Source organism: Pseudonocardia sp. UM4_GMWB1, from assembly GCF_017312155.1.
Taxonomy (GTDB): Bacteria; Actinomycetota; Actinomycetes; order Mycobacteriales; family Pseudonocardiaceae; genus Pseudonocardia; species Pseudonocardia alni.
This window is the reverse complement of record NZ_QJPN01000001.1, coordinates 4116797-4135172: the sequence shown is the minus strand read 5'-3', so window position 1 is coordinate 4135172 and position 18376 is coordinate 4116797. Positions and strand designations below refer to the sequence as shown.

Sequence of the window (18376 nt, the reverse complement as noted above, 5' to 3'; positions counted from 1 at the left end):
CCATCCTGTGCGGCATGAGCGGGATCTGCATCGCCCAGGAACCGGAGGCCGACGCGCTGCTGGAACGCGAGCCCCTCGCGCTGCTGATCGGCATGCTGCTCGACCAGCAGATCCAGATGGAGGTCGCGTTCCGCGGCCCGCTGAAGCTGCACGAGCGCCTCGGCGGGCTCGACGTGCGCGTCATCGCCGACCACGACCCCGAGGGGTTCGCGACGCTGGCCACCACCCCGCCCGCCATCCACCGCTACGGCGGCTCGATGGCCAGGCGGGTGCAGGAGATGTGCCGCGCGATCGTCGAGGACTGGGACGGGGACCCGGCCGCGATCTGGACCCGCGACGACCCCGACGGGCGCGAGGTGCTGCGCAGGCTCAGGGCGCTGCCCGGCTACGGCGAGCAGAAGGCGAAGATCTTCGTCGCGATCCTCGGCAAGCAGTACGGGGTCACCCCGGACGGCTGGCGGGAGGCCGCCGGGGACTACGGCGCCGACGGCACCCGGCTCTCCGCGGCCGACGTCGTCGACTCCCGGACCCTGCTCGAGGTGCGCGACACGAAGAAAGCGATCAAGGCCGCGGCGCGCGAGAAGAAGGCCGCTGCGGCGAAGTGATCCGCCGGCAGGGCTAGCATCACGGGCGTGCACAAGGTTCCGGAGGCGCTCGCCGGCGCACGCGTGATCGACCCGGACCAGGTCTGCGACGCCGTCGCGGTGCTCGCCGACGCCACCAAGGTGGCCGAGGTCGCGACCGTCCTGGACGTCCTGGGCGAGGTCAACCGCCTGTCGCTGCTGCTCGCGCTGCAGCATGCCGGGGACCTCTGCGTCTCCGACCTCGCCGTCGCCGTCGGGATGAGCGACTCGGCCGTCTCGCACGCGCTCCGCCTGCTGCGCGCGCACGGCATGGTCACCGCCCACCGCGAGGGGCGGCTGGTCCGCTACCGGCTGACCGACGGGCTCGCCCGCCGCGTGCTGGAGATCGTGTCGGCGGTCGCCGTCGCCCCGGGCGCGCTGCATGCGCACGGCGCCGACGACGGGGATGCGTCGTGACGCCCGCGATGATCGAGCAGGTCCGCCCGCCGGTCCCGGCGGAGAAGCTCGACCACGAGATCGCCCGGCTGCTCGGCGCCCTCCAGTCGGTCTACGATGACTGCTGGTACCCCGAGCTCGAGGTCGTGCGCCCCTGGTCGACGCACAACCCGCGCATCTCCGGGGAGTTCGCCCGCCCGTGCGCGATCCGCCGCTACCTGCACCGGGAGCTGCGCGGTCTGCTCGCCGCCGGGGCCACCGTCACCGCTCGCGCGGCCCGCCCGGCCCGGGCGTTCACCGACCCGGAGTTCTTCGCCGCGCTCGACGAGGACCGCTTCGACCTGCGGGTCAAGAAGCTGTTCCTGTTCGGTCCGGAGCGCATGGCGCTCTCGCTGGACCGCCTCTCGCACTACACCGGCACCCCCGCCGAGTCCTTCCAGCGGCACGTGCTGTTCACCAACTACGCGATGCACGTCGAGTCGTTCCTGGAGCGCTTCCCCGACGCCGAGCGGCCCGACCGCGCCGGCGTCCAGATGCCCGCCTACCACCACGCGGGCGCCGACGGCGACGGCGTGACCCTGGTGAACATCGGCGTGGGCCCGGCCAACGCCAAGACCGTCACCGACCACCTCGCCGTGCTCCGCCCGGACACCATGATCATGATCGGGCACTGCGGAGGCCTGCGGAACCGCCAGGAGCTGGGCGACTTCGTGCTGGCCACCGCCTACCAGCGGGCCGACCACGTGCTCGACGAGGTGCTCCCGGCCGACGTGCCGGTCATCCCGAGCATCCGGCTCAACGGCTACCTGATGGATGCGCTCGGCGCGGCCGAGGCGACCTGGCGGCCGGGGGTCGTGCACACCACCGACAACCGCAACTGGGAGTTCAACCAGGCCGCGACGCTGCACCGGATGCGGCTGGCCCGCGCCGTGGCGGTGGACATGGAGTCCGCGACGATCGCCGCCAACGGGTTCCGCTACCGGATCCCGAACGCGACCCTGCTGTGCGTGTCGGACAAGCCGCTGCACGCCGAGCCCAAGCTGGCCGGCGGCGCGCGGGCGTTCTACGAGGCGAGCAAGCGCAAGCACCTCGGGATCGCACTGGACGCGCTGGACCGGGTCCGCGACGAGCACCCCGACGGCCTGCCCGGCTCCGAGGTCCGCTCCGCCGACGAGCCGCTGCTCGGCAACGGGCCCGACGGCGCCTGACCGGCGGCCCGGGCACGGCGGGGGTCAGAGCGGCCGCGTGTACCCGGCCCGGTCGGGCTCGTAGCCCAGCCGCGCCAGGAACCGGTGCGGCCCGTCCCCGGCGGTGTCCCCGGCCCGCGCCAGGACGGCGCCGCGGGCCCGCCCGTGCTCGTGCGCCCACTCCACCAGCGCCGACCCGACCCCGCGCCGTCGCCACCCGACGGCGACCCGCAGCCCCTCGACCTGCAGCCGGGTCGCGCCGCGCAGGGCGGGCCCGGGCAGGATCGTGAGCTGCACGGTCGCGACCACCCGGCCGTCGCCGGCGCGGGCGACCGCGAGGAACCGGCCGGGGTCGCGGTCCAGGGCGTCGAAGGCCTCCTCGTAGGGCGCCAGGTCCGGGTCGTCGGCGTCGGCGTCCCCGGAACCCGACAGCAGCGCGACGACCGCCGCGACGTCGGCCCGGGTGGCCCGGTCGACGACGAGCCGGTCCCCGGCCAGCACGACGTCCGCCCCCGCCGGGTGGGCGCTGGACCGGACGCCGTCGACGACCCGGTCCAGCCAGGCGCCGACGTTCTCCCGTGCCTCGTCGGTGTCGGGGTAACGGCAGCGCAGGTGCAGGCCCGCCTCGTCGAGGATGAACCACACCATCACGCCGTCGGCGTCGCCCGCCGAGCTGACGTACTGGGCGTCCAGCCCGGCGTGGTCGATGCGCACCGGCAGCCGTCGCAGGTCCAGCCAGGAGATCGCGAACATGCCGGGCGCCTCGGGCATCCCGCCCCACGGGGCCAGCACGTCGTCGAGCGGCCAGGAGCCGAGCCGCACGGCCTCGCGGACGGCGTCGGCGCAGGCCCGCGGATCCGGGTCGCGCGCGTCGATCACCGCGTTCGTGATGAACCAGCCGACCGAGCCGTGCCAGCGGTCGTCGTAGCGGCTGTGCACGGGGAACACCGCGCGCAGCGGGGCGTGCGCCAGCTCCCGGGTGGTGCGGGTCATGACCGAGGTGACCAGTGCCAGCGTCGAGACCCCGGACCCGCGGGCCCGGCGCTCGAACAGTGCGCAGTCGTCGACGCCGAGCACGTCACGCACCTCGACGCGCTCCGGGGGAGCGGGGGTGAGCTCGCCCAGCGGCAGCGGGAAGCGGGGCATCACGTCGCCGCCCGCGGCCAGGATCTCGGCCCAGCGCTGCCGGACCCCGTCGGGCGCCGGCTCCCGGCCGGCCAGGGCGGCGGTGTGCTCGGCGAAGGGGCGCACGGTGCCGGGCGGCAGCGTCCCGCCCAGGCCCTGCACGAGGTCGCGCAGGACCACCAGCAGCGACCACATGTCCACGTGGGCGTGGTCGGCGGCCACGACGAGCGTCGGCCGGTCCGCGGTGAGGATCACGCAGAGCCGGTGCGACGGCGCCGCGTAGGGGGTGCAGCGCTCGTCGAGCATCCGGCGGACGGCGTCGTCGACGGCCTGGCCGGGCGCGACCGGGTGGGTGACCCAGCGGCCGGGACGCAGGTCCACCTCGTGCAGCCGGGGGCCGTCCGGGCCGGGGGAGAACACCGTGCGCAGCGTCCCGTGCCGGCGCAGCACCGCCAGCCAGGCCCCGGCCAGCGCGTCGAGGTCCACCGCGGGCAGCCGGCAGGTGATCGCCATCCACGAGCCCGGCCGGTCCCCGCGGCCGACGTGGCGGCGCTGGTCGAACGAGACCGGGACCGGGTGCCCGGTCCGGCCGACGGCGACGTCGTAGCCGAGCAGCGTCCCGTAGGGCAGGCGCAGGTGCGTCACGCTCGTCAGCCGCATGGCCATAACCTAGGCCGACGAAGATCGGGAGGCGTAGCGCATGGCCACGTTCGGGATCGCCGGGGCGACACTGGACTTCGACGTCCGCGACACCTCCGGCGGTCCGGCGGTGGTGGCGCTGCACGGCCTCACCTCCAGCCGTCGCCGTGAGGCCCTGATGCGGCTCGACATCGCCTCCCGGGTCGAGGGCGTCCGGCTGCTGCGCTACGACGCGCGCGGCCACGGCCGCTCCGGTGGTACCACCGATCCCGCGGACTACCGGTGGCCCGCGCTGGCCCGGGACCTGCTGGGGCTGCTCGACCACGTCGTGCCGGGGGAGCGGGTGCACGGGGTCGGGCCGTCGATGGGCGCCGGGACGCTGCTGCACGCCGCGCTGGCCGACCCGGCCCGGTTCGCCAGCCTCACCCTGATGCTGCCGCCGACCGCCTGGGGAACCCGCCGCGCCCGGTCCCGCGACTACGAGCGGTCCGCGTCGGCCGTGGAGGCCGACGGTGTCGCGGTGCTCGACGCCGGTGCCGACGACGCGGACCTGCCCCCGGCCGCCCGGGGCCGCCCGCGGACCGGGCCCGACGTGCGCGCCGACCTGCTCCCGGCGATCCTGCGCGGCGCGGCCGCCACCGACCTCCCCGCACCGGAGGAGCTGGAGCGGATCACGGTGCCGGTGCAGGTACTGGCCTGGACCGGGGACCCGGGCCATCCGGAGTCCACCGCGCAGACCCTGCGGGAGCGGCTGCCCGCGGCCGCGCTGTCGATCGCGGCGACCCCGGACGACGTCGTCTGGTGGTCGCGGCTGCTCGCCGCGCGGCTGCGCCGCTGGGAGACGCTCGACCCCACCGTCGACGGCGGGCCCGCGGGTGTGCGCGAGGCGACCGGCGGGCGCCCGCGCGGGGATCGCGTAGGGGTGTCACCATGGAAAGGGAGGTGGTTCGACAGTGGCTGAGCGGCGACGCGTGGACCCCGTTCTCATCACGGACGCGCAGATGTCCTACGAAGAGGAACTGGAGATCCGCAAGCGGCGCTACAAGTGGACGATGGGCATGCGGATCCCGTGCATGGTCCTCGCCGGCGTCTTCTACCAGATCCCCTGGGTCGCGGTGACCCTGCTCGCGATCTCGGTGCCGTTGCCGTGGATCGCCGTGCTGATCGCGAACGACCGGCTGCCGCGCAAGGCGGAGACGCCCAACCGGCACCGGCAGGACCACCGGGCGATCGAGGCCGGTCCGCGTCCGGTGATCGACCAGGGTGGCGACGATCCCGCCGGCCCCCGGCCCACCACCGACGACGAACAGCCCACCGGGACCACGGGAGGCGGCACCGCCTCCCCGCCCTGAGGCCGGTCTCGGGCATCATGGGCGCCATGTCCACGACGACGCTGCCCGAGGTCGACACCCGGCCGGAGACCACCGACAAGACCGGTGACGACCGGCCGGACATGTTCCACTACGTCAAGAAGGACCGGATCGCCGAGAGCGCGGTCCTGGGGAACATGGTCGTGGCGCTGTGCGGCGAGACCTTCCCGGTGACCAAGTCGCCCAAGCCGGGATCGCCGGTGTGCCCGCGGTGCAAGGAGATCTTCGAGGGGCTCCCCCCGGGTGGCGGCGACGGGGAGTGAGACCCCTCAGCCCCGCGCGAGCAGCAGCCGCAGCGGGGTGGAGGACGGGTCGCCGGGCACCGTGCGCAGCACGGTCTCGGTGACCATCCCGGCCGACCGGTAGAGCGCCAGCGCCGCGACGTTGTCCGCGGCCACCTCGAGCCACAACCGCCCCGGGCCCGCCCACGGCGGCCCGTCGGGGGCGTCGCCGGTCGCTCCGGGTACCCCGGCGACGGCGAGGGCGGCACCGAGCAGGGCCCGTCCGGCCCCGGTACCCCGCCGGTCGGGGTGGACCACGAGCCGGTGCAGCTCGACCCCCGGCTCCGGGCCGCGGGGTGCGGCCAGCACGACGTAGCCCACCGGGCCGGGCTCGCCCTGACGTTCCAGGAGCAGGTGCAGCCGCGCCGGGTCGGCCGCGGCGTCGTCGTGCCACTCCGGTCCGCAGGCGACGCCGATGCCCGGGGCGCCGTCGTCGAGCGCGACCAGTGCGGCGGAGTCCGCCGGGCCGCGCCACGGGCGCAGAACGGCGTCCCGGGCCGGGCGTGCGGGGGTCGTGCGTTCACCTGTCGTCCGTGCGGGGGGCGCCACCCGGCCATCGTGCGTCCATCCGCGCGGTCCCGCTCGGCCGGGGGCAGCGCGGTGGCGGGGTCAGGACCGCAGGAAGGCGTCGATCTCCGCCGCGAACGGCTCCGGGTCGAGCAGCAGCTCCAGGTGGCCGCCGGGGTAGCGGCTGATCCGGGAGCGGCGGATCCCGCGGTGCAGCATCGTGGCGTTGCCGCGCGGGACGATCGGGTCGTCGTCGCCGGCGATGATCAGGGTGTCCGCGGTGATCGCCGGCAGCAGCGGCAGGCTGGTCCAGCCCGAGAGCGCCATCAGCTGGTAGTAGTAGCCGCGCATCGGGCCGCGCCGGGCCCCCGCGCCGAGCGCCTCCGCGGCCCGTTCCGGGTGGTCGCGCAGCGAGCCGCCGTAGATGCGGGCGGCGACGGCGTCGACGTAGGACGGGTCCTGGTGGCGCTTCGGCGAGGTCATGACCGCCATCACCCGCGGCGACGCCGGGATCATCAGCGCCCCCGGGCCGGTCGCGGCCAGCACGAGCTTGCGCACCCGGCGGCGACGGCTGATCGCCAGCTGCTGGGCCAGCATCCCGCCCCAGGAGAACCCCAGGACGTCGGCCTCCCGCACGCCCAGCTTCGTCAGCACCTGCCCGAGCCGGTGCGCCATCCACGTCAGGTGGTACGGCATCCGCGGCACCGCCGACCCGCCGATGCCCGGCGGGTCGAACCGGATGACGTCGAGGTCCGCGGGCAGCGCCGCGACCAGCGGGTCGAGCACGTCGGTGGCGGCGCCGATGCCGTTGCACAACAGCAGCGGGGTGCGGCGGGGGCCCGGGCCGGAGGCGGGGCGACGCACGACGCGCAGGGCACGGCCGCCGACGAGCACGTCGTGCTCCTCGAGGCCCGCGCCGCCGACGGGCCGGGAGCTGGAAGTGGTCATCACCGCCGAGCCTAGGTGCCGCGGCCGGGCGGTGGGGTGCGGACGGCCCCGGGTGTGACGATCCCGGACCCCACCCTCAGACGGGGGCGGGCTCGCCCAGGTAGGTCCCCGGGGCCGGGAACAGCGGGCGCAGTCGACGTCCGCCCAGCTCCGGGGGCGCGTCGCGCATCGTGCCGGAGCGTTCGACCAGCCAGGCGGCCAGGTCGTCCCACCAGGAGCCCTCGACGGCCTCGGCCCCGGCCCGCCACCGCTGCGCCGCACCGTCGCCGGTGGAGCAGGGTGCCGCGAGGAACCCGGTCGCCACCGACGGCGGCGCGATCAGCGCGCCCGCCTGGTCGCCGGGGGCCAGGACGAGCCGGCAGGCTCCGCCGAGGCGCTGCGCGGTGCGGTACCCGCCCGTCCAGGGCTGCACCGGGTCGTCGTCGGCGGCGACGAGGTAGCTGTCGCGACGCAGCTCGGCGAACCGCACGGGGGTGCCGAGGACCCGCACGTCGGGTCGGCCCGGGCCCCCGCCGTCGCCGGACGCCGCGGCCAGGGCGGCGAGGTCGGTGTGCAGCCCGGCGGGCAGCGGCAGCAGGTCGGACACCCACGCCCGCATCGCCCGCGCGGCGCGTCCGTCCAGGTCGGCGGTCCCGCCACCGCGCGGCACCGCCCACGGCAGCACCCGGTCCGGGCCGCGCCGCCACGCCCAGGCCCGCACCGCCGTCGCACCGTCGAGGACGCCGTCGCGGGCGGCCAGGCCCGCGGTCTCGGCGACGGTCGCAGGGTCGGGGGCGAAGCCGGGCAGCGCGTCGGACTGGTCGAGGACGGTCGCCAGGTAGGCGGCGGCGGCGACCCGGTCGTCGAGCCCGATCGCCGCCTGGTGGGCCTGCACCGCCGCGGTCAGCAGCCCGCCGGTGCGCACGCCGAGCAGCGACACCCGCGGGGCGCGGGTGATGCGCCCGCAGGCGTCGACGGCGTCGAGGACGGCGGCGGCGTGCGCGTCGAGGTCGCGGTCGGCGTCGGCGGGGCCCGCCGGGCGCCAGGACAGCGCAAACACCTGCAGGCCCTTCCCGAGCAGGTGCTCGACCAGCGAGTACCCGGGCGCGAGGTCGGCCAGCCAGTAGCGGTGCACCAGCGGCGGGACGACCAGCACCGGAGTGTCGTGCACCGTCTCGGTCCGCGGCAGGTACTGCAGCAGCTCGAACATCGGGGTGCGCAGGACGACCGCGCCGGGCGTGGCGGCGACGTCGCGGCCGGGGACGGGGCCGCCCCGGGCGTCGCGGGCGCCGGTGTCGAAGGGGACCGGCGGGGTGTCGGCTCCGGGGGGCGTGAAGACCCGGTCGGCGACGTCACCGGCAGCCGGGTCGGGCCCGGCGGTCGTCGCGGGACGGCCGTGATCGTCACCTGGGAGGGGATCGGTGCCGCCGGTGGCAGCGATCCCGTCCGAGCCGGTGATCATGAGAGGGCCCGGGGCGGGCAGCAGGAGGGCGGTCAGCCCGGCGAGGGTCGCGCGCAGCCGCTCGGCGTCCGCGGCGGGCAGCGGCACGTCCGGGCTCGCGACGGCGTCGTCGAGCAGCCCGGAGACCGCCCTGGTCGTCGCGAGCAGCACCTGGGCCGCGCACCGCGCCACCGGCGCGACCGGACCGGCCGGCACGTCCGGGGCGAGGGCGGAGCGGCCCAGGCCGACCCGGCCCAGCTCGGCGACCCAGTCGCCGCCGCGGCGCAGGAGCAGCAGCGGCCGGGCGGACACCGCGGCCGCCAGCCGCAGTCCCGCAGCGGGCAGCGCGAGGGGGCCGGCGTCGGCTGGGGTGCGGTCGCGCTCGCTCATCGCCTCCATCATCCCCACCGCCACCGGTCGCGGCGCGTTCACCCCGCCGTCGGGCGGCGTTCGGACCGGACCGGCACGGTGACCCGGTCGCGCCGCACGAGACCCCGGAGCCCGATGAGCACCGTCGCCCCGTCCACCCCGTCCCCGCACGCGTCCCCGGCCGGGACCGGTGCGTTCCTGCGGGAGTTCCTGCGCGACCCGCTGCGCACGGCGTCGGCGCTGCCGAGCTCCCGGGCGCTGGCCCTCGCCGCCACCGCACCGGTCCCCGCGACCGGGGACCCGGTCGTCGTCGAGCTGGGGCCGGGCACCGGGGCGTTCACCGACGTCATCGCCGAGCGCCTCGGCGGCCGCGGCCACCACCTGGCCGTCGAGCTGAACCCGCGCCTGGCCGCGCTGCTGCGGGCCCGCCACCCCGGGCTCGACGTCGCCGTCGCGGACGCGGCCGAGCTGCCCGCGCTGCTCGCCGCCCGCGGGCTCGGCGGCGCCGACGTGGTCGTCTCCGGGCTGCCGTGGGCGGCCTACCCGCGCGACGAGCCGTGGCTGACCGACGTCGTCGCCGGCTGCCTGCACCCCGACGGCGCCCTGACCCAGTTCGGCTACTCGGTGACCCGGTCGCTGCCGCCCGCCCGCCGGCTCCGGCGGCGGCTCGCCGCGGCGTTCGAGGAGGTCGTGCACGGCCGCGCGGTGCTCGCCAACGTCCCGCCCGCGTTCGTCCTCACCGCCCGCCGTCCGCGGCCGCCCCGGGGCTGACCTGGCCCGTCACCGCCGGGGAGGTCCCGGGCCCGCCCACCGGGCGGCGACGGTGCGGCCCCCGGCTACCCTGATCCGCGCCCCGCAGCCCGGTCGGCGTCGACGCGCGGACCTGCCGGGGATCGCCGGTTCCCGCCCGGGAACGACCCACGGACCAGGGGAGACGTGTGTCGCAGACCCAGCTCGTGTCGCCCGAGACCCGCCCGCTGCGCGCGTGGCAGCGCAGCGCACTCGCCCGCTACCTCGCGACGTCGCCGCGGGACTTCCTCGCGGTCGCGACCCCGGGCGCGGGCAAGACGACCTTCGCCCTGCGCGTCGCCTCGGAGCTGCTGCGCGACCGGGTCGTCGACGCGATCACCGTCGTCACCCCGACCGAGCACCTGAAGTACCAGTGGGCCGAGTCGGCCGCGGCCGCCGGCGTCGCGCTCGACCCGGAGTTCCGCAACTCCGCGGGCGGTACCTCGCGGGACTACCAGGGCATCGCGATCACCTACGCCGGCGTCGCCGCGCACCCGATGCTGCACCGCAACCGCACCGAGAACCGCCGGATGCTGGTGATCCTCGACGAGATCCACCACGCGGGCGACGCCAAGAGCTGGGGCGAGGGCGTCTACGAGGCGTTTGAGCCCGCCACCCGCCGCCTCGCCCTGACCGGGACGCCGTTCCGCTCCGACGACAACCCGATCCCGTTCGTCGAGTACGTCCCCGACGCCGAGGGCGCCCCGCGCAGCCGGGCCGACCACCAGTACGGCTACGCCGAGGCGCTCGCCGACAACGTGGTCCGGCCGGTCGTCTTCCTGGCCTACTCCGGTACGTCCAACTGGCGCACCAGCGCGGGCGAGGAGATCTCGGCCCGGCTGGGGGAGCCGCTGACCCGCGAGCAGACCGCGATGGCCTGGCGCACCGCGCTGGACCCGTCCGGGGACTGGATGCCCGCGGTGCTCGCCGCGGCCGACCGCCGCCTGCAGAGCCACCGCGACGGCGGCATGCCCGACGCGGGAGGCCTCGTCATCGCCACCGACCAGACGGCCGCCCGTGCCTACGCCGCGCTGCTCACCGGCATCACCGGGGTCCGGCCCGCGGTCGTCCTGTCCGACGAGGCGGGCGGCTCGGACCGGATCGCGGAGTTCTCCCGCTCCACCGAGCGGTGGATGGTCGCGGTCCGGATGGTGTCCGAGGGTGTCGACGTGCCGCGCCTCGCCGTCGGCGTCTACGCCACCAGCGCCTCGACCCCGCTGTACTTCGCCCAGGCCATCGGCCGGTTCGTGCGGTCGCGGCGGCAGGGCGAGACCGCGTCGGTGTTCGTCCCCAGCGTCCCGGTGCTGCTCGGCCTGGCCAGCGAGCTGGAGGCCCAGCGCGACCACGTCCTCGGCAAGCCGCAGCGGCCCGAGGAGGTCTGGAACGACGCCGAGCTCAACGAGGCCAACACGGTCAAGGACGAGCCCGGCGAGCAGGAGAAGGCGTTCACCTCCCTCGGCGCCGACGCCGAGCTGGACCAGCTGATCTACGAGGGCGCCACCTACTCCGCCGACGAGGAGGACTACCTCGGGCTGCCCGGGCTGCTGGAGCCCGACCAGGTGCGCACCCTGCTGTCCCAGCGGCAGGCCGACTGGATCGCGAAGGGCTCGCCGCGCACGGGCGCCCAGGCCCGCGCCACCCCGGCGACCGAGCCCACCCCGCCGCCGGCCGCCGAGCGCGGGCAGAGCGTGCGGGAGCGGCTGCAGACGCTGCGCAAGGAGCTCAACACCCTGGTCGCGCTGCACAACCACAAGACCCGCAAGCCGCACGGGAAGATCCATAACGAGCTGCGGGCGCACTGCGGCGGCCCGCCGGTGGCGATGGCGACCATCGAGCAGCTCGAGGAACGCATCGCGACCCTGCGGTCCTGGCGCTGAGAGCCGCCCTGGCGGGCCGCCGTGTCGCCGGCGGGCCGGAGGACGACGCCGCCCGTGCGGGCGCGGTGGGGGCCGGCCCGGCACCGTCGGGGGACCGGAGAGCCACCACGGCCGGCACGCGGTGATCCACTCCGCGCGCGCTGATCCGCTCGGGGCGCGCGTCCGGACACGCGCGGACCGCGGATCAGCGCGCGAGCTCCGGATCACCGTGCGGACGTCGCGCCGCCGGAGCGGTCAGGACGGGGCGGACCGATCCCGGACGTACGTGGCGGGAACGGGGACGGGTTCGTCGCCGTCGCGGGACCGCAGGGCCACCGCGGCGACGACCAGCGCGATCCCCACGGCCTCCAGCGGCCCCGGCAGCTGACCGAGCACGACGAGCCCGACCAGCGTCGCGGTGGCGGGCAGCAGCGCCAGCAGGACCGCGAATCGGGCCTGCCCGACCCGGCGCAGCACGACCTGGTCCAGCACGTAGGGGATCACCGAGCTGAGCACACCCAGCCCGACGGACAGGCCGAGCACCACCGGATCGGCGAGCGGCGCGAGGTTCGCGAGCCCGAACCCGGTCGCGGCACCCGTACCCCCGGTGAACAGCAGCGGGACCAGGACGACGGCGGCCACGGTGAACCCGGTCGCCAGGTCGTCGATGCCGGAACCGGCCCGCGCGACCCGCTTGCCCAGCACGATGTAGGCCGCCCACATCGCCGCCGCGCCCAGCGCCCACAGCACCCCGGCGGGACTGCCGGACCAGCGCACGTCGGCGATGAGGAGCACGCCCGCCGCGGCGAGGCCGACCGCGCCGACGTCGCGGAACCGGCGCGAGGCGAGCGCCGCGACCACGACCGGGCCGGTGAACTCGACCGCCACCGCGGTGCCGAGCGGCAGCCGCGCGATCGCCTCGTAGTAGGCGACGTTCATCAGCGCCGTGGCCAGCCCGAACGTCCCCGCGCGGACGAGCCGGACGCCGCGCCACGAGTCGCGGCCGGGGCGGCGCCACGCCAGCAGGACCAGCGCGGCACCGATGAGGCGCAGCTCGGCGACCGCCGACGGCGCGAGCCGGTCGAACAGCCCGACGGCCAGCGCGGCCCCCACGTACATCGAGGTCCCACCGGCCATGAACAGCAACGGAGCGGGAACACGATCGGGCGACGGGCGGGGACTCACCCGGCCACCGTAGACCGCGACACACCGTATTTACCGTGGCGCGCTTGCACGTCGGGCGAGTTGCCCGCATGATTCACACGCAGTCAACTTCATACGCAACCGGTCACCGCGGGTACATCGCGGCGCCACCGAACCGTGCGGCGCACGCCACACGTGACGGACGTCGCGACGCATCCCGGGAACACGTGCAGGGGCCTCGAGCGTCTGTACAGGTGTGGGCGAACCGCTCGTGCGGTCGTCACAGTGATACGGCGGCGAGCGCCCGAAGCCCGCCGCCGCGACGGAGGGAGACCGCTATGCAGCCCGAAACGCTGACCCGGCCCGAACTGACCCTTGCCGACCGTTGTGACCGCTGCGGTGCGGCTGCCAAGGTGCGCGCGATCCTGCCCTCCGGTGGGGAACTCCTGTTCTGCAACCACCACGGCAACGCCCACGCCGCCAAGCTGCGTGAGTCCGGGGTGCAGGTGCAGACCGGGGAGTGACACCCGGGGCGCCACCCGCGCCCCCACACAGACCCTCGAACGGGGCGGGGATCCGATCGGATCCCCGCCCCGTTCGGTATGTCCGGGGGTGCTCAGGACACCGGTGCGAGCGGCTCCGGGCCGGTGCCCGGGGCCCCGCGTGCCCCGGCCGGCCGCGACGGCGCCGGGTCGGCGGGCAGCGGGGTGGCGCCGGTGACGATGTCGGCGGCCCGCTCGGCCACCACCACCACCGGGCCGTAGGTGTTGGCGTTGGGCACGTCCGGGAAGATCGACGCGTCGACGACCCGCAGACCCTCGGTGCCGTGCACACGCAGCGTCGACGGGTCCACGACGGCGTCGGCGTCGGTACCCATCCGCGCGGTGCTGGTCGGGTGCAGCCCGTTCTGGGCGCGCCGGGACACCCAGGCGAGGATCTCGGCGTCGGAGCGGACACCCTCGCCGGGGAAGGTCTCCCCGGCGTCGAGGCCCGCGAACGCCGGCTGGGTGAGGATCTCCCGGGCCAGGCCGACGGCCTCCACCCAGCGACGCCGGTCGCCGTCGGTGACCAGGTAGTTCTGCACCAGGCGCGGTGGGACGGCGGTGTCGCGGGACACCGCCCGCACCGTCCCGCGGACGTCGCCCGCCATCACCGAGACGTGCATCTCGTAGCCGTGCCCGACCGGCGGGACGTCCGGCGCGAAGCGCATCGCGACCGGCGCGAACAGCATCATGACGTCGGGGATGCCCCCGGCCATCGAGGTGGAGGCGAACCCGCCGATCTCGAAGTGGTTGCTGGCCCCGATCCCGGTGCCCGAGACGAGCCAGCGGGCCGCCGCGGCGGGCAGCCGGTGCGGGGCCCGGTGCGGGGCCAGCGAGATGGGCTGGGAGCAGGCGTGCTGCAGGTGCACCGCGAGGTGGTCCTGCAGGTTCGCGCCGACCCCGGGCAGCGCCACCCGGGTCTCGACGCCGATCCCGGCAAGGTGCTCCGGGTCGCCGAAGCCGGACACCTGGAGCAGTTGCGGGGTGGCGATGGAGCCGGCGGCGAGCAGGGTCTCGCCGGCGTCGACGTCGCGGAGGGTGCCGTCGGCGGCGCGGTAGCGGACGCCGATGACCCGGGTACCGCGGGCGTCGGTGCGCAGCGCGCGGACCAGGGCGCCGGTGCGGACGGTCAGGTTGGGCCGCGAGTCGGCGACCGGGTGCAGCCAGGCGTCGGTCGCCGAGAAGCGGCGCCCGCGCGAGATCGTGCGCTCGGTGCGGGAGAAGCCCTCCTGGACCGGGCCGTTCGTGGAGTCGAGCAGCGCGTGCCCGGCCTGCTGCGCCGCGGCCAGGAACGCCGCGTTCAGCGGGCCCGCGGCCGGGGCGCGCTCGAGGACCTGCGGCCCGTGACCGCCGTCGGTCAGCGGGGTGCCGCGCTCGGACATCCGCCGCTCCAGGCGGCGGAAGTAGGGCAGCAGGTGGGCCGAGCTCCACTGCTCGCAGCCGGGCAGGCGGGACCAGCGGTCGTAGTCGCCCGGGTGGGCCCGCTGGTAGACCATCCCGTTGATGCTGCTGCTGCCGCCCAGCACCTTCCCGCGCGGGACGGCGATCCGGCGCCCGGCCAGACCGGCCTCGGGTTCGGTGACGTAGCACCAGTCGTAGCGGGGGTTGCCCCACGCCTTCGACAGCGCGGCGGGCATCCGGATGATCGGGTCCCAGCGGTGGTCGGGCCGGCCCGCCTCGAGCATCAGCACCCGGCGCGTGGGCTCCTCGGTGAGCCGGGCGGCCAGCACCGCCCCCGCGGATCCCCCGCCGACGATGACGACGTCGTACCGGCCCATGCGCGCCCTCCACACCCACTGTCGGGATTGCCCTGTTCGAGGGAGCAACCCCCCTTGCGTGGATCACGGTACGCCGCGCCCACCGGCCGTCGCCGCCACCCCCGTAGGCTCGATGGTGTGACGACGACCGAGCGTGACGCCGAGGACGGAGCGGACCTCCGCGATGCCGCCGCGGACGACGCCGACGCCGCTTTGGCCGCCCTCGCCGCCCAGCTGGAGGCGTCGGTCGCCGAGCTGTCCTCGGCCCGTGAACGGGTGGCCGAGCTGCAGGAGCTGCGCTCTCAGGGGTTGAGCTGGCGGGCGATCGTCCCGCGCGAGGCACGGCCGCTGATCGTGGAGACCCTCACCCGCACCCTCGACGGCCTGGGCGCCGTCGGTGGCCGGTTCCGCCGCGAGGAGGCCGTCGCGCTGCACGGCGAGGGCGAGACGATCGCCGGGATCGGCAGGCTGTTCGGGGTCAGCCGCCAGCGCGTATCGGCCTACCTGCAGGAGCACCAGCAGCTCCTCGAACGGTGTGCGGACCGCCAGGACCGGCCGGAAGCCTGACCCCGGGTCAGCCCTGGTCGTGCCTGCGGTGCCGCGCCTGCCGCTGGGCGGGCACTCGCGGCGCCACCGGCACCACGGGGGAGCGGCGGGCCGCCGGGATCAGCGCGGTGCGGTCGAGCGCGTCGGGCTGTTCCGGCACCGACGGCGGCGCGGCGCGCAGCTGCAGCCGGGCCAGCTCGCGGACGTCGGTGAGCCGGGCCGCCAGCGCGGTCACCACCGGCGCCAGCGCGACGACCAGACGCTCGCCGAGCGGGTCGTCGGGCCCGCCGCGGGCGAACAGCTGCAGGACGCCCGCGGTGCGCCCGGCGACCGGGACCGGCACCGACAGTGAGCGGACCAGGCCGCAGTCGGCCGCGGCGGCGGCCAGCTCGGGCGGTCCGGACCGGGTCAGGTCCGGGGTGGTCAGCGTGCGGTCGCCGCGCTCGGCGGCGGGGCCCGGCCCGGCGTCGGCCCGGCGCTGCAGCTCACCCAGGCGCAGCGCGGCGGTGTCGGAGCCGAACACCCGCCGGGCCTCGGGGTCGCGGGGGTCGGCGGGCTCGCGCAGCAGCAGCGCCGCACCCCCGACCCGGGCGGCGGGCACCAGCGCGACACAGATCCCGGACAGCATCGCGGCGATGTCGGCGTGCGCCACGGAGGTGGCGCCGGCCTGCAACGCGACCCGCACCAGGGCGGGGGCCGGGTCGGGCGTCGGCCGCCCGGTCGTGCCGGAGGTCCAGAGCGAGGCCGCCATCTCGTCCCTTCCGCGTCAGCTCCCGCGAGCGGGGGTTCGTGACACAGCGTCGCGGGTGTGGTGGCGAGGATAACGATCGTGGTCCGCGCCGCGGACGGCGGCTCGCCCGGCAGTCCCGACGATCACCGCAGGTGACCGGATCGGACGGCCACGGTGACTGCGGGTGTCCGGCCGGTCCGGTGCGGCGGACGTCGTCCCGGCAGGACCCGGCGGACCGCGTAGGGTTCACGGTCGTACCGCGGGAGCCCGCGCACCGAGGCTGAGAGGGCGGCAGGACCGGCCGCCGACCGTTCGAACCTGATCCGGGTCACACCGGCGTAGGGAGGCCGCCCCGTGCTGTCACGTGCTCTCCGTCCACTCGCCGTCGCGCTGGCGCTCGCGCTGGCCCTGTCCGGCTGCGCCGCGGAGGACGGCTCCGGCGGCTCCGCCGGGGGCGGGCCGATCCGCGTCGCGCTGGACTGGACGCCGAACACCAACCACATCGGGCTGTTCGCCGCCCAGCAGGCGGGCTACTTCCGCGACGCCGGCCTCGACGTCGAGTTCCTGCCCTACAACCAGACCTCGCCGGACACCCTGGTCGGTTCCGGCGCCGCGGACTTCGGCGTCGGCTTCCAGGACTCCTTCACGTTCTCGAAGGCCGCGGGCGCCGACATCACCTCGGTGATGGCGATCCTGCAGCACTGGGCGACCGAGATCGCGGTGCGCTCCGACCGCACCGACATCCGGCGCCCGCGCGACCTCGACGGCAAGATCTACGCCGGATTCGGCGGGCCCGGTGAGAACCAGAAGATGCAGGCCGTGATCCGGGCCGACGGCGGGCGCGGCGACTTCCGCACCGAGGTCCTGTCCACCGCGGCCTACGAGGCGCTCTACTCCGGCCAGGCCGACTTCACCGAGCCGTTCGTCAACGTCGAGGGCATCGAGGCGCAGCTGCGGGGCGAGCCGATCCGCACCTTCCGTTACACCGACTACGGCTTCCCGGACTCCTACAACGTGCTGCTGCTGGGCAACTCGACCTGGCTGCGCGACCACCCCGACCGGGCCCGCGCGTTCGTGCAGGCCGTCCAGAAGGGCTACGTGCTGGCCGCGCAGGACCCGGCGACCGCGGCCCGGATGCTGAAGGAGGCCAACCCCGGCGCGTTCACCTCCGACGCGCTGGTCGACCGGGGCGCGCAGATGCTCAGCGAGCGTTTCCTGCGCGACACGCAGGGCCGCGTCGGGTTCCAGACCCCGCAGCAGTGGGCCGGGTTCTCCGGGTTCCTCTACGACACGGGCACCGTCGCGGGGCCGGACGGCGCCCCGGTGCGGCAGAAGCCGGACTTCTCGACCTGGTTCACCAACGACTACCTGGCACCGTGATCCGCCGGCTGTGGCCGGCCGCGGCGCTGGTCACCGTCCTGCTGGTCGCCTGGCAGGTCGCGGTCACCGTCGCCGGCGCCCGCCCCCAGGTGCTGCCCTCGCCGCTGCGGGTGGTCGAGCAGGGCTGGGCGTTCCGGGCCGAGCTGTGGGCGAACACGCTGCCGACGGTCCAGGTGACGCTGATCGGGTTCACCGTCTCGATGGTGCTGGCCTGGGCGGCCGCGGTCGCGGTGGACTTCTCGCCGTGGCTGCGCCGGGCGCTGACCCCGCTGCTGGTGGCCTCGCAGACGCTGCCGGTGGTCGCGATCGCCCCGCTGCTCATCATCTGGTTCGGGTTCGGCCTGCTGCCGAAGGTGCTGGTCATCGCGCTGGTGACGTTCTTCCCGGTGGCGGTCGGGCTGATCGAGGGCTTCGCCGCGACCGACCGGTCCGCGACCGCGCTGCTGCGGTCGATGGGGGCCTCGCGCTGGCAGCGGTTCCGCTACGTGCGGCTGCCCGGGGCGCTGCCGTCGTTCTTCACGGCGCTGCGGATCGCGATCACCTACGCCGTCACCGGGGCGATCTTCGCCGAGTACGTCGGCGCCCGGGCCGGCCTGGGGATCTTCATGCAGCTGCAGAAGAACCAGTTCCGCACCGACCTGGTGCTCGCGGCCGTCGGGGTGACCGCGGTGCTGTCGGTGACGCTGTTCGCGCTGACCTTCCTGCTGCAGCGCCTGGTCACGCCCTGGTACGTGGCCGACCACGACGGACACGGTGCGCGGTGAAGGT

19 protein-coding genes are annotated in these 18376 nt (G+C 75.9%); 12 read left to right on the top strand and 7 right to left on the bottom strand.

The window, feature by feature from the left end; genetic code table 11:
* Positions 1-14: 14 nt before the first annotated feature.
* From DMP15_RS19190 to DMP15_RS19180, 3 genes are read left to right on the top strand one after another with little or no spacing between them, the layout of a single operon-like run.
* Positions 15-605, top strand: a complete 591-nt coding sequence (locus DMP15_RS19190) for an HhH-GPD-type base excision DNA repair protein (RefSeq protein WP_073577049.1) — start codon at positions 15-17, stop codon at positions 603-605.
* Positions 606-632: 27 nt separating this feature from the next.
* On the top strand, positions 633-1040 hold the full coding sequence (locus DMP15_RS19185) for an ArsR/SmtB family transcription factor (protein ID WP_062402532.1): 408 nt from the start codon (positions 633-635) through the stop codon (positions 1038-1040).
* Positions 1037-2227: an AMP nucleosidase gene (locus DMP15_RS19180; RefSeq protein WP_337826270.1), complete on the top strand. Its 1191-nt coding sequence runs from the start codon at positions 1037-1039 to the stop codon at positions 2225-2227. Before DMP15_RS19185 ends, DMP15_RS19180 begins: the two co-directional genes overlap by 4 nt.
* Positions 2228-2251: 24 nt before the next feature.
* Here the strand turns inward: DMP15_RS19180 and DMP15_RS19175 are convergent, their stop codons facing one another.
* On the bottom strand, positions 2252-3991 hold the full coding sequence (locus tag DMP15_RS19175) for a GNAT family N-acetyltransferase (RefSeq protein ID WP_337826269.1): 1740 nt from the start codon (positions 3989-3991) through the stop codon (positions 2252-2254).
* 40 nt (positions 3992-4031) lie between these two features.
* Between DMP15_RS19175 and DMP15_RS19170 the strand changes: the two genes are divergently transcribed.
* The 3 genes from DMP15_RS19170 to DMP15_RS19160 are packed head-to-tail and all read left to right on the top strand — an operon-like array spanning position 4032 to position 5603.
* A complete protein-coding gene (locus DMP15_RS19170; protein WP_337826268.1) occupies positions 4032-4931 on the top strand; it encodes an alpha/beta fold hydrolase in 900 nt (299 codons plus the stop codon).
* Entirely contained in the window at positions 4924-5322 is a 399-nt protein-coding gene (locus DMP15_RS19165; protein WP_337826267.1) for a DUF3099 domain-containing protein, read from the top strand. The genes DMP15_RS19170 and DMP15_RS19165 overlap by 8 nt, the downstream gene beginning before the upstream one ends.
* A gap of 26 nt (positions 5323-5348) precedes the next feature.
* Positions 5349-5603 (top strand): DUF3039 domain-containing protein, encoded by a 255-nt coding sequence (locus DMP15_RS19160; RefSeq protein ID WP_073577143.1) that lies wholly within the window; start codon positions 5349-5351, stop codon positions 5601-5603.
* Between the two features lie 6 nt (positions 5604-5609).
* Here DMP15_RS19160 and DMP15_RS19155 read toward each other — a convergent pair whose 3' ends face one another.
* The 3 genes from DMP15_RS19155 to DMP15_RS19145 all read right to left on the bottom strand — a co-directional run bounded on the left by DMP15_RS19155 (position 5610) and on the right by DMP15_RS19145 (position 8886).
* A complete protein-coding gene (locus DMP15_RS19155; RefSeq protein ID WP_337826266.1) occupies positions 5610-6170 on the bottom strand; it encodes a GNAT family N-acetyltransferase in 561 nt (186 codons plus the stop codon).
* A 60-nt stretch (positions 6171-6230) separates the two neighbouring features.
* Positions 6231-7076, bottom strand: a complete 846-nt coding sequence (locus tag DMP15_RS19150; protein WP_062404658.1) for an alpha/beta fold hydrolase — start codon at positions 7074-7076, stop codon at positions 6231-6233.
* A 76-nt stretch (positions 7077-7152) separates the two neighbouring features.
* Positions 7153-8886, bottom strand: coding sequence for a hypothetical protein (locus DMP15_RS19145; RefSeq protein ID WP_337826265.1), 1734 nt, complete (start codon positions 8884-8886; stop codon positions 7153-7155).
* A 114-nt stretch (positions 8887-9000) separates the two neighbouring features.
* Here DMP15_RS19145 and DMP15_RS19140 point away from each other — a divergent pair, with 114 nt between their 5' ends.
* Together DMP15_RS19140 and DMP15_RS19135 are read left to right on the top strand one after the other, a co-directional pair.
* Positions 9001-9636: a class I SAM-dependent methyltransferase gene (locus DMP15_RS19140; protein ID WP_157818546.1), complete on the top strand. Its 636-nt coding sequence runs from the start codon at positions 9001-9003 to the stop codon at positions 9634-9636.
* A gap of 167 nt (positions 9637-9803) precedes the next feature.
* Positions 9804-11531, top strand: coding sequence for a DEAD/DEAH box helicase (locus tag DMP15_RS19135; RefSeq protein WP_073577043.1), 1728 nt, complete (start codon positions 9804-9806; stop codon positions 11529-11531).
* Between the two features lie 234 nt (positions 11532-11765).
* Here the strand turns inward: DMP15_RS19135 and DMP15_RS19130 are convergent, their stop codons facing one another.
* Positions 11766-12647, bottom strand: coding sequence for an EamA family transporter (locus DMP15_RS19130; RefSeq protein WP_337826710.1), 882 nt, complete (start codon positions 12645-12647; stop codon positions 11766-11768).
* 344 nt (positions 12648-12991) lie between these two features.
* Between DMP15_RS19130 and DMP15_RS19125 the strand changes: the two genes are divergently transcribed.
* A complete protein-coding gene (locus tag DMP15_RS19125; RefSeq protein WP_062402550.1) occupies positions 12992-13177 on the top strand; it encodes a DUF7455 domain-containing protein in 186 nt (61 codons plus the stop codon).
* A 92-nt stretch (positions 13178-13269) separates the two neighbouring features.
* Here DMP15_RS19125 and DMP15_RS19120 read toward each other — a convergent pair whose 3' ends face one another.
* Positions 13270-14973 (bottom strand): choline dehydrogenase, encoded by a 1704-nt coding sequence (locus DMP15_RS19120; protein ID WP_073577042.1) that lies wholly within the window; start codon positions 14971-14973, stop codon positions 13270-13272.
* Between the two features lie 117 nt (positions 14974-15090).
* Between DMP15_RS19120 and DMP15_RS19115 the strand changes: the two genes are divergently transcribed.
* Positions 15091-15519, top strand: a complete 429-nt coding sequence (locus tag DMP15_RS19115; RefSeq protein WP_073577041.1) for a hypothetical protein — start codon at positions 15091-15093, stop codon at positions 15517-15519.
* 7 nt (positions 15520-15526) lie between these two features.
* Here the strand turns inward: DMP15_RS19115 and DMP15_RS19110 are convergent, their stop codons facing one another.
* The gene (locus DMP15_RS19110; protein ID WP_073577040.1) at positions 15527-16249 is read right to left on the bottom strand and encodes a hypothetical protein; all 723 of its coding nucleotides are present in this window, start codon (positions 16247-16249) and stop codon (positions 15527-15529) included.
* Positions 16250-16582: 333 nt separating this feature from the next.
* Here DMP15_RS19110 and DMP15_RS19105 point away from each other — a divergent pair, with 333 nt between their 5' ends.
* Positions 16583-17608: an ABC transporter substrate-binding protein gene (locus DMP15_RS19105; RefSeq protein WP_073577039.1), complete on the top strand. Its 1026-nt coding sequence runs from the start codon at positions 16583-16585 to the stop codon at positions 17606-17608.
* Positions 17605-18372, top strand: coding sequence for an ABC transporter permease (locus tag DMP15_RS19100; protein ID WP_174565898.1), 768 nt, complete (start codon positions 17605-17607; stop codon positions 18370-18372). Before DMP15_RS19105 ends, DMP15_RS19100 begins: the two co-directional genes overlap by 4 nt.
* The last annotated feature ends 4 nt before the right edge of the window (positions 18373-18376 follow it).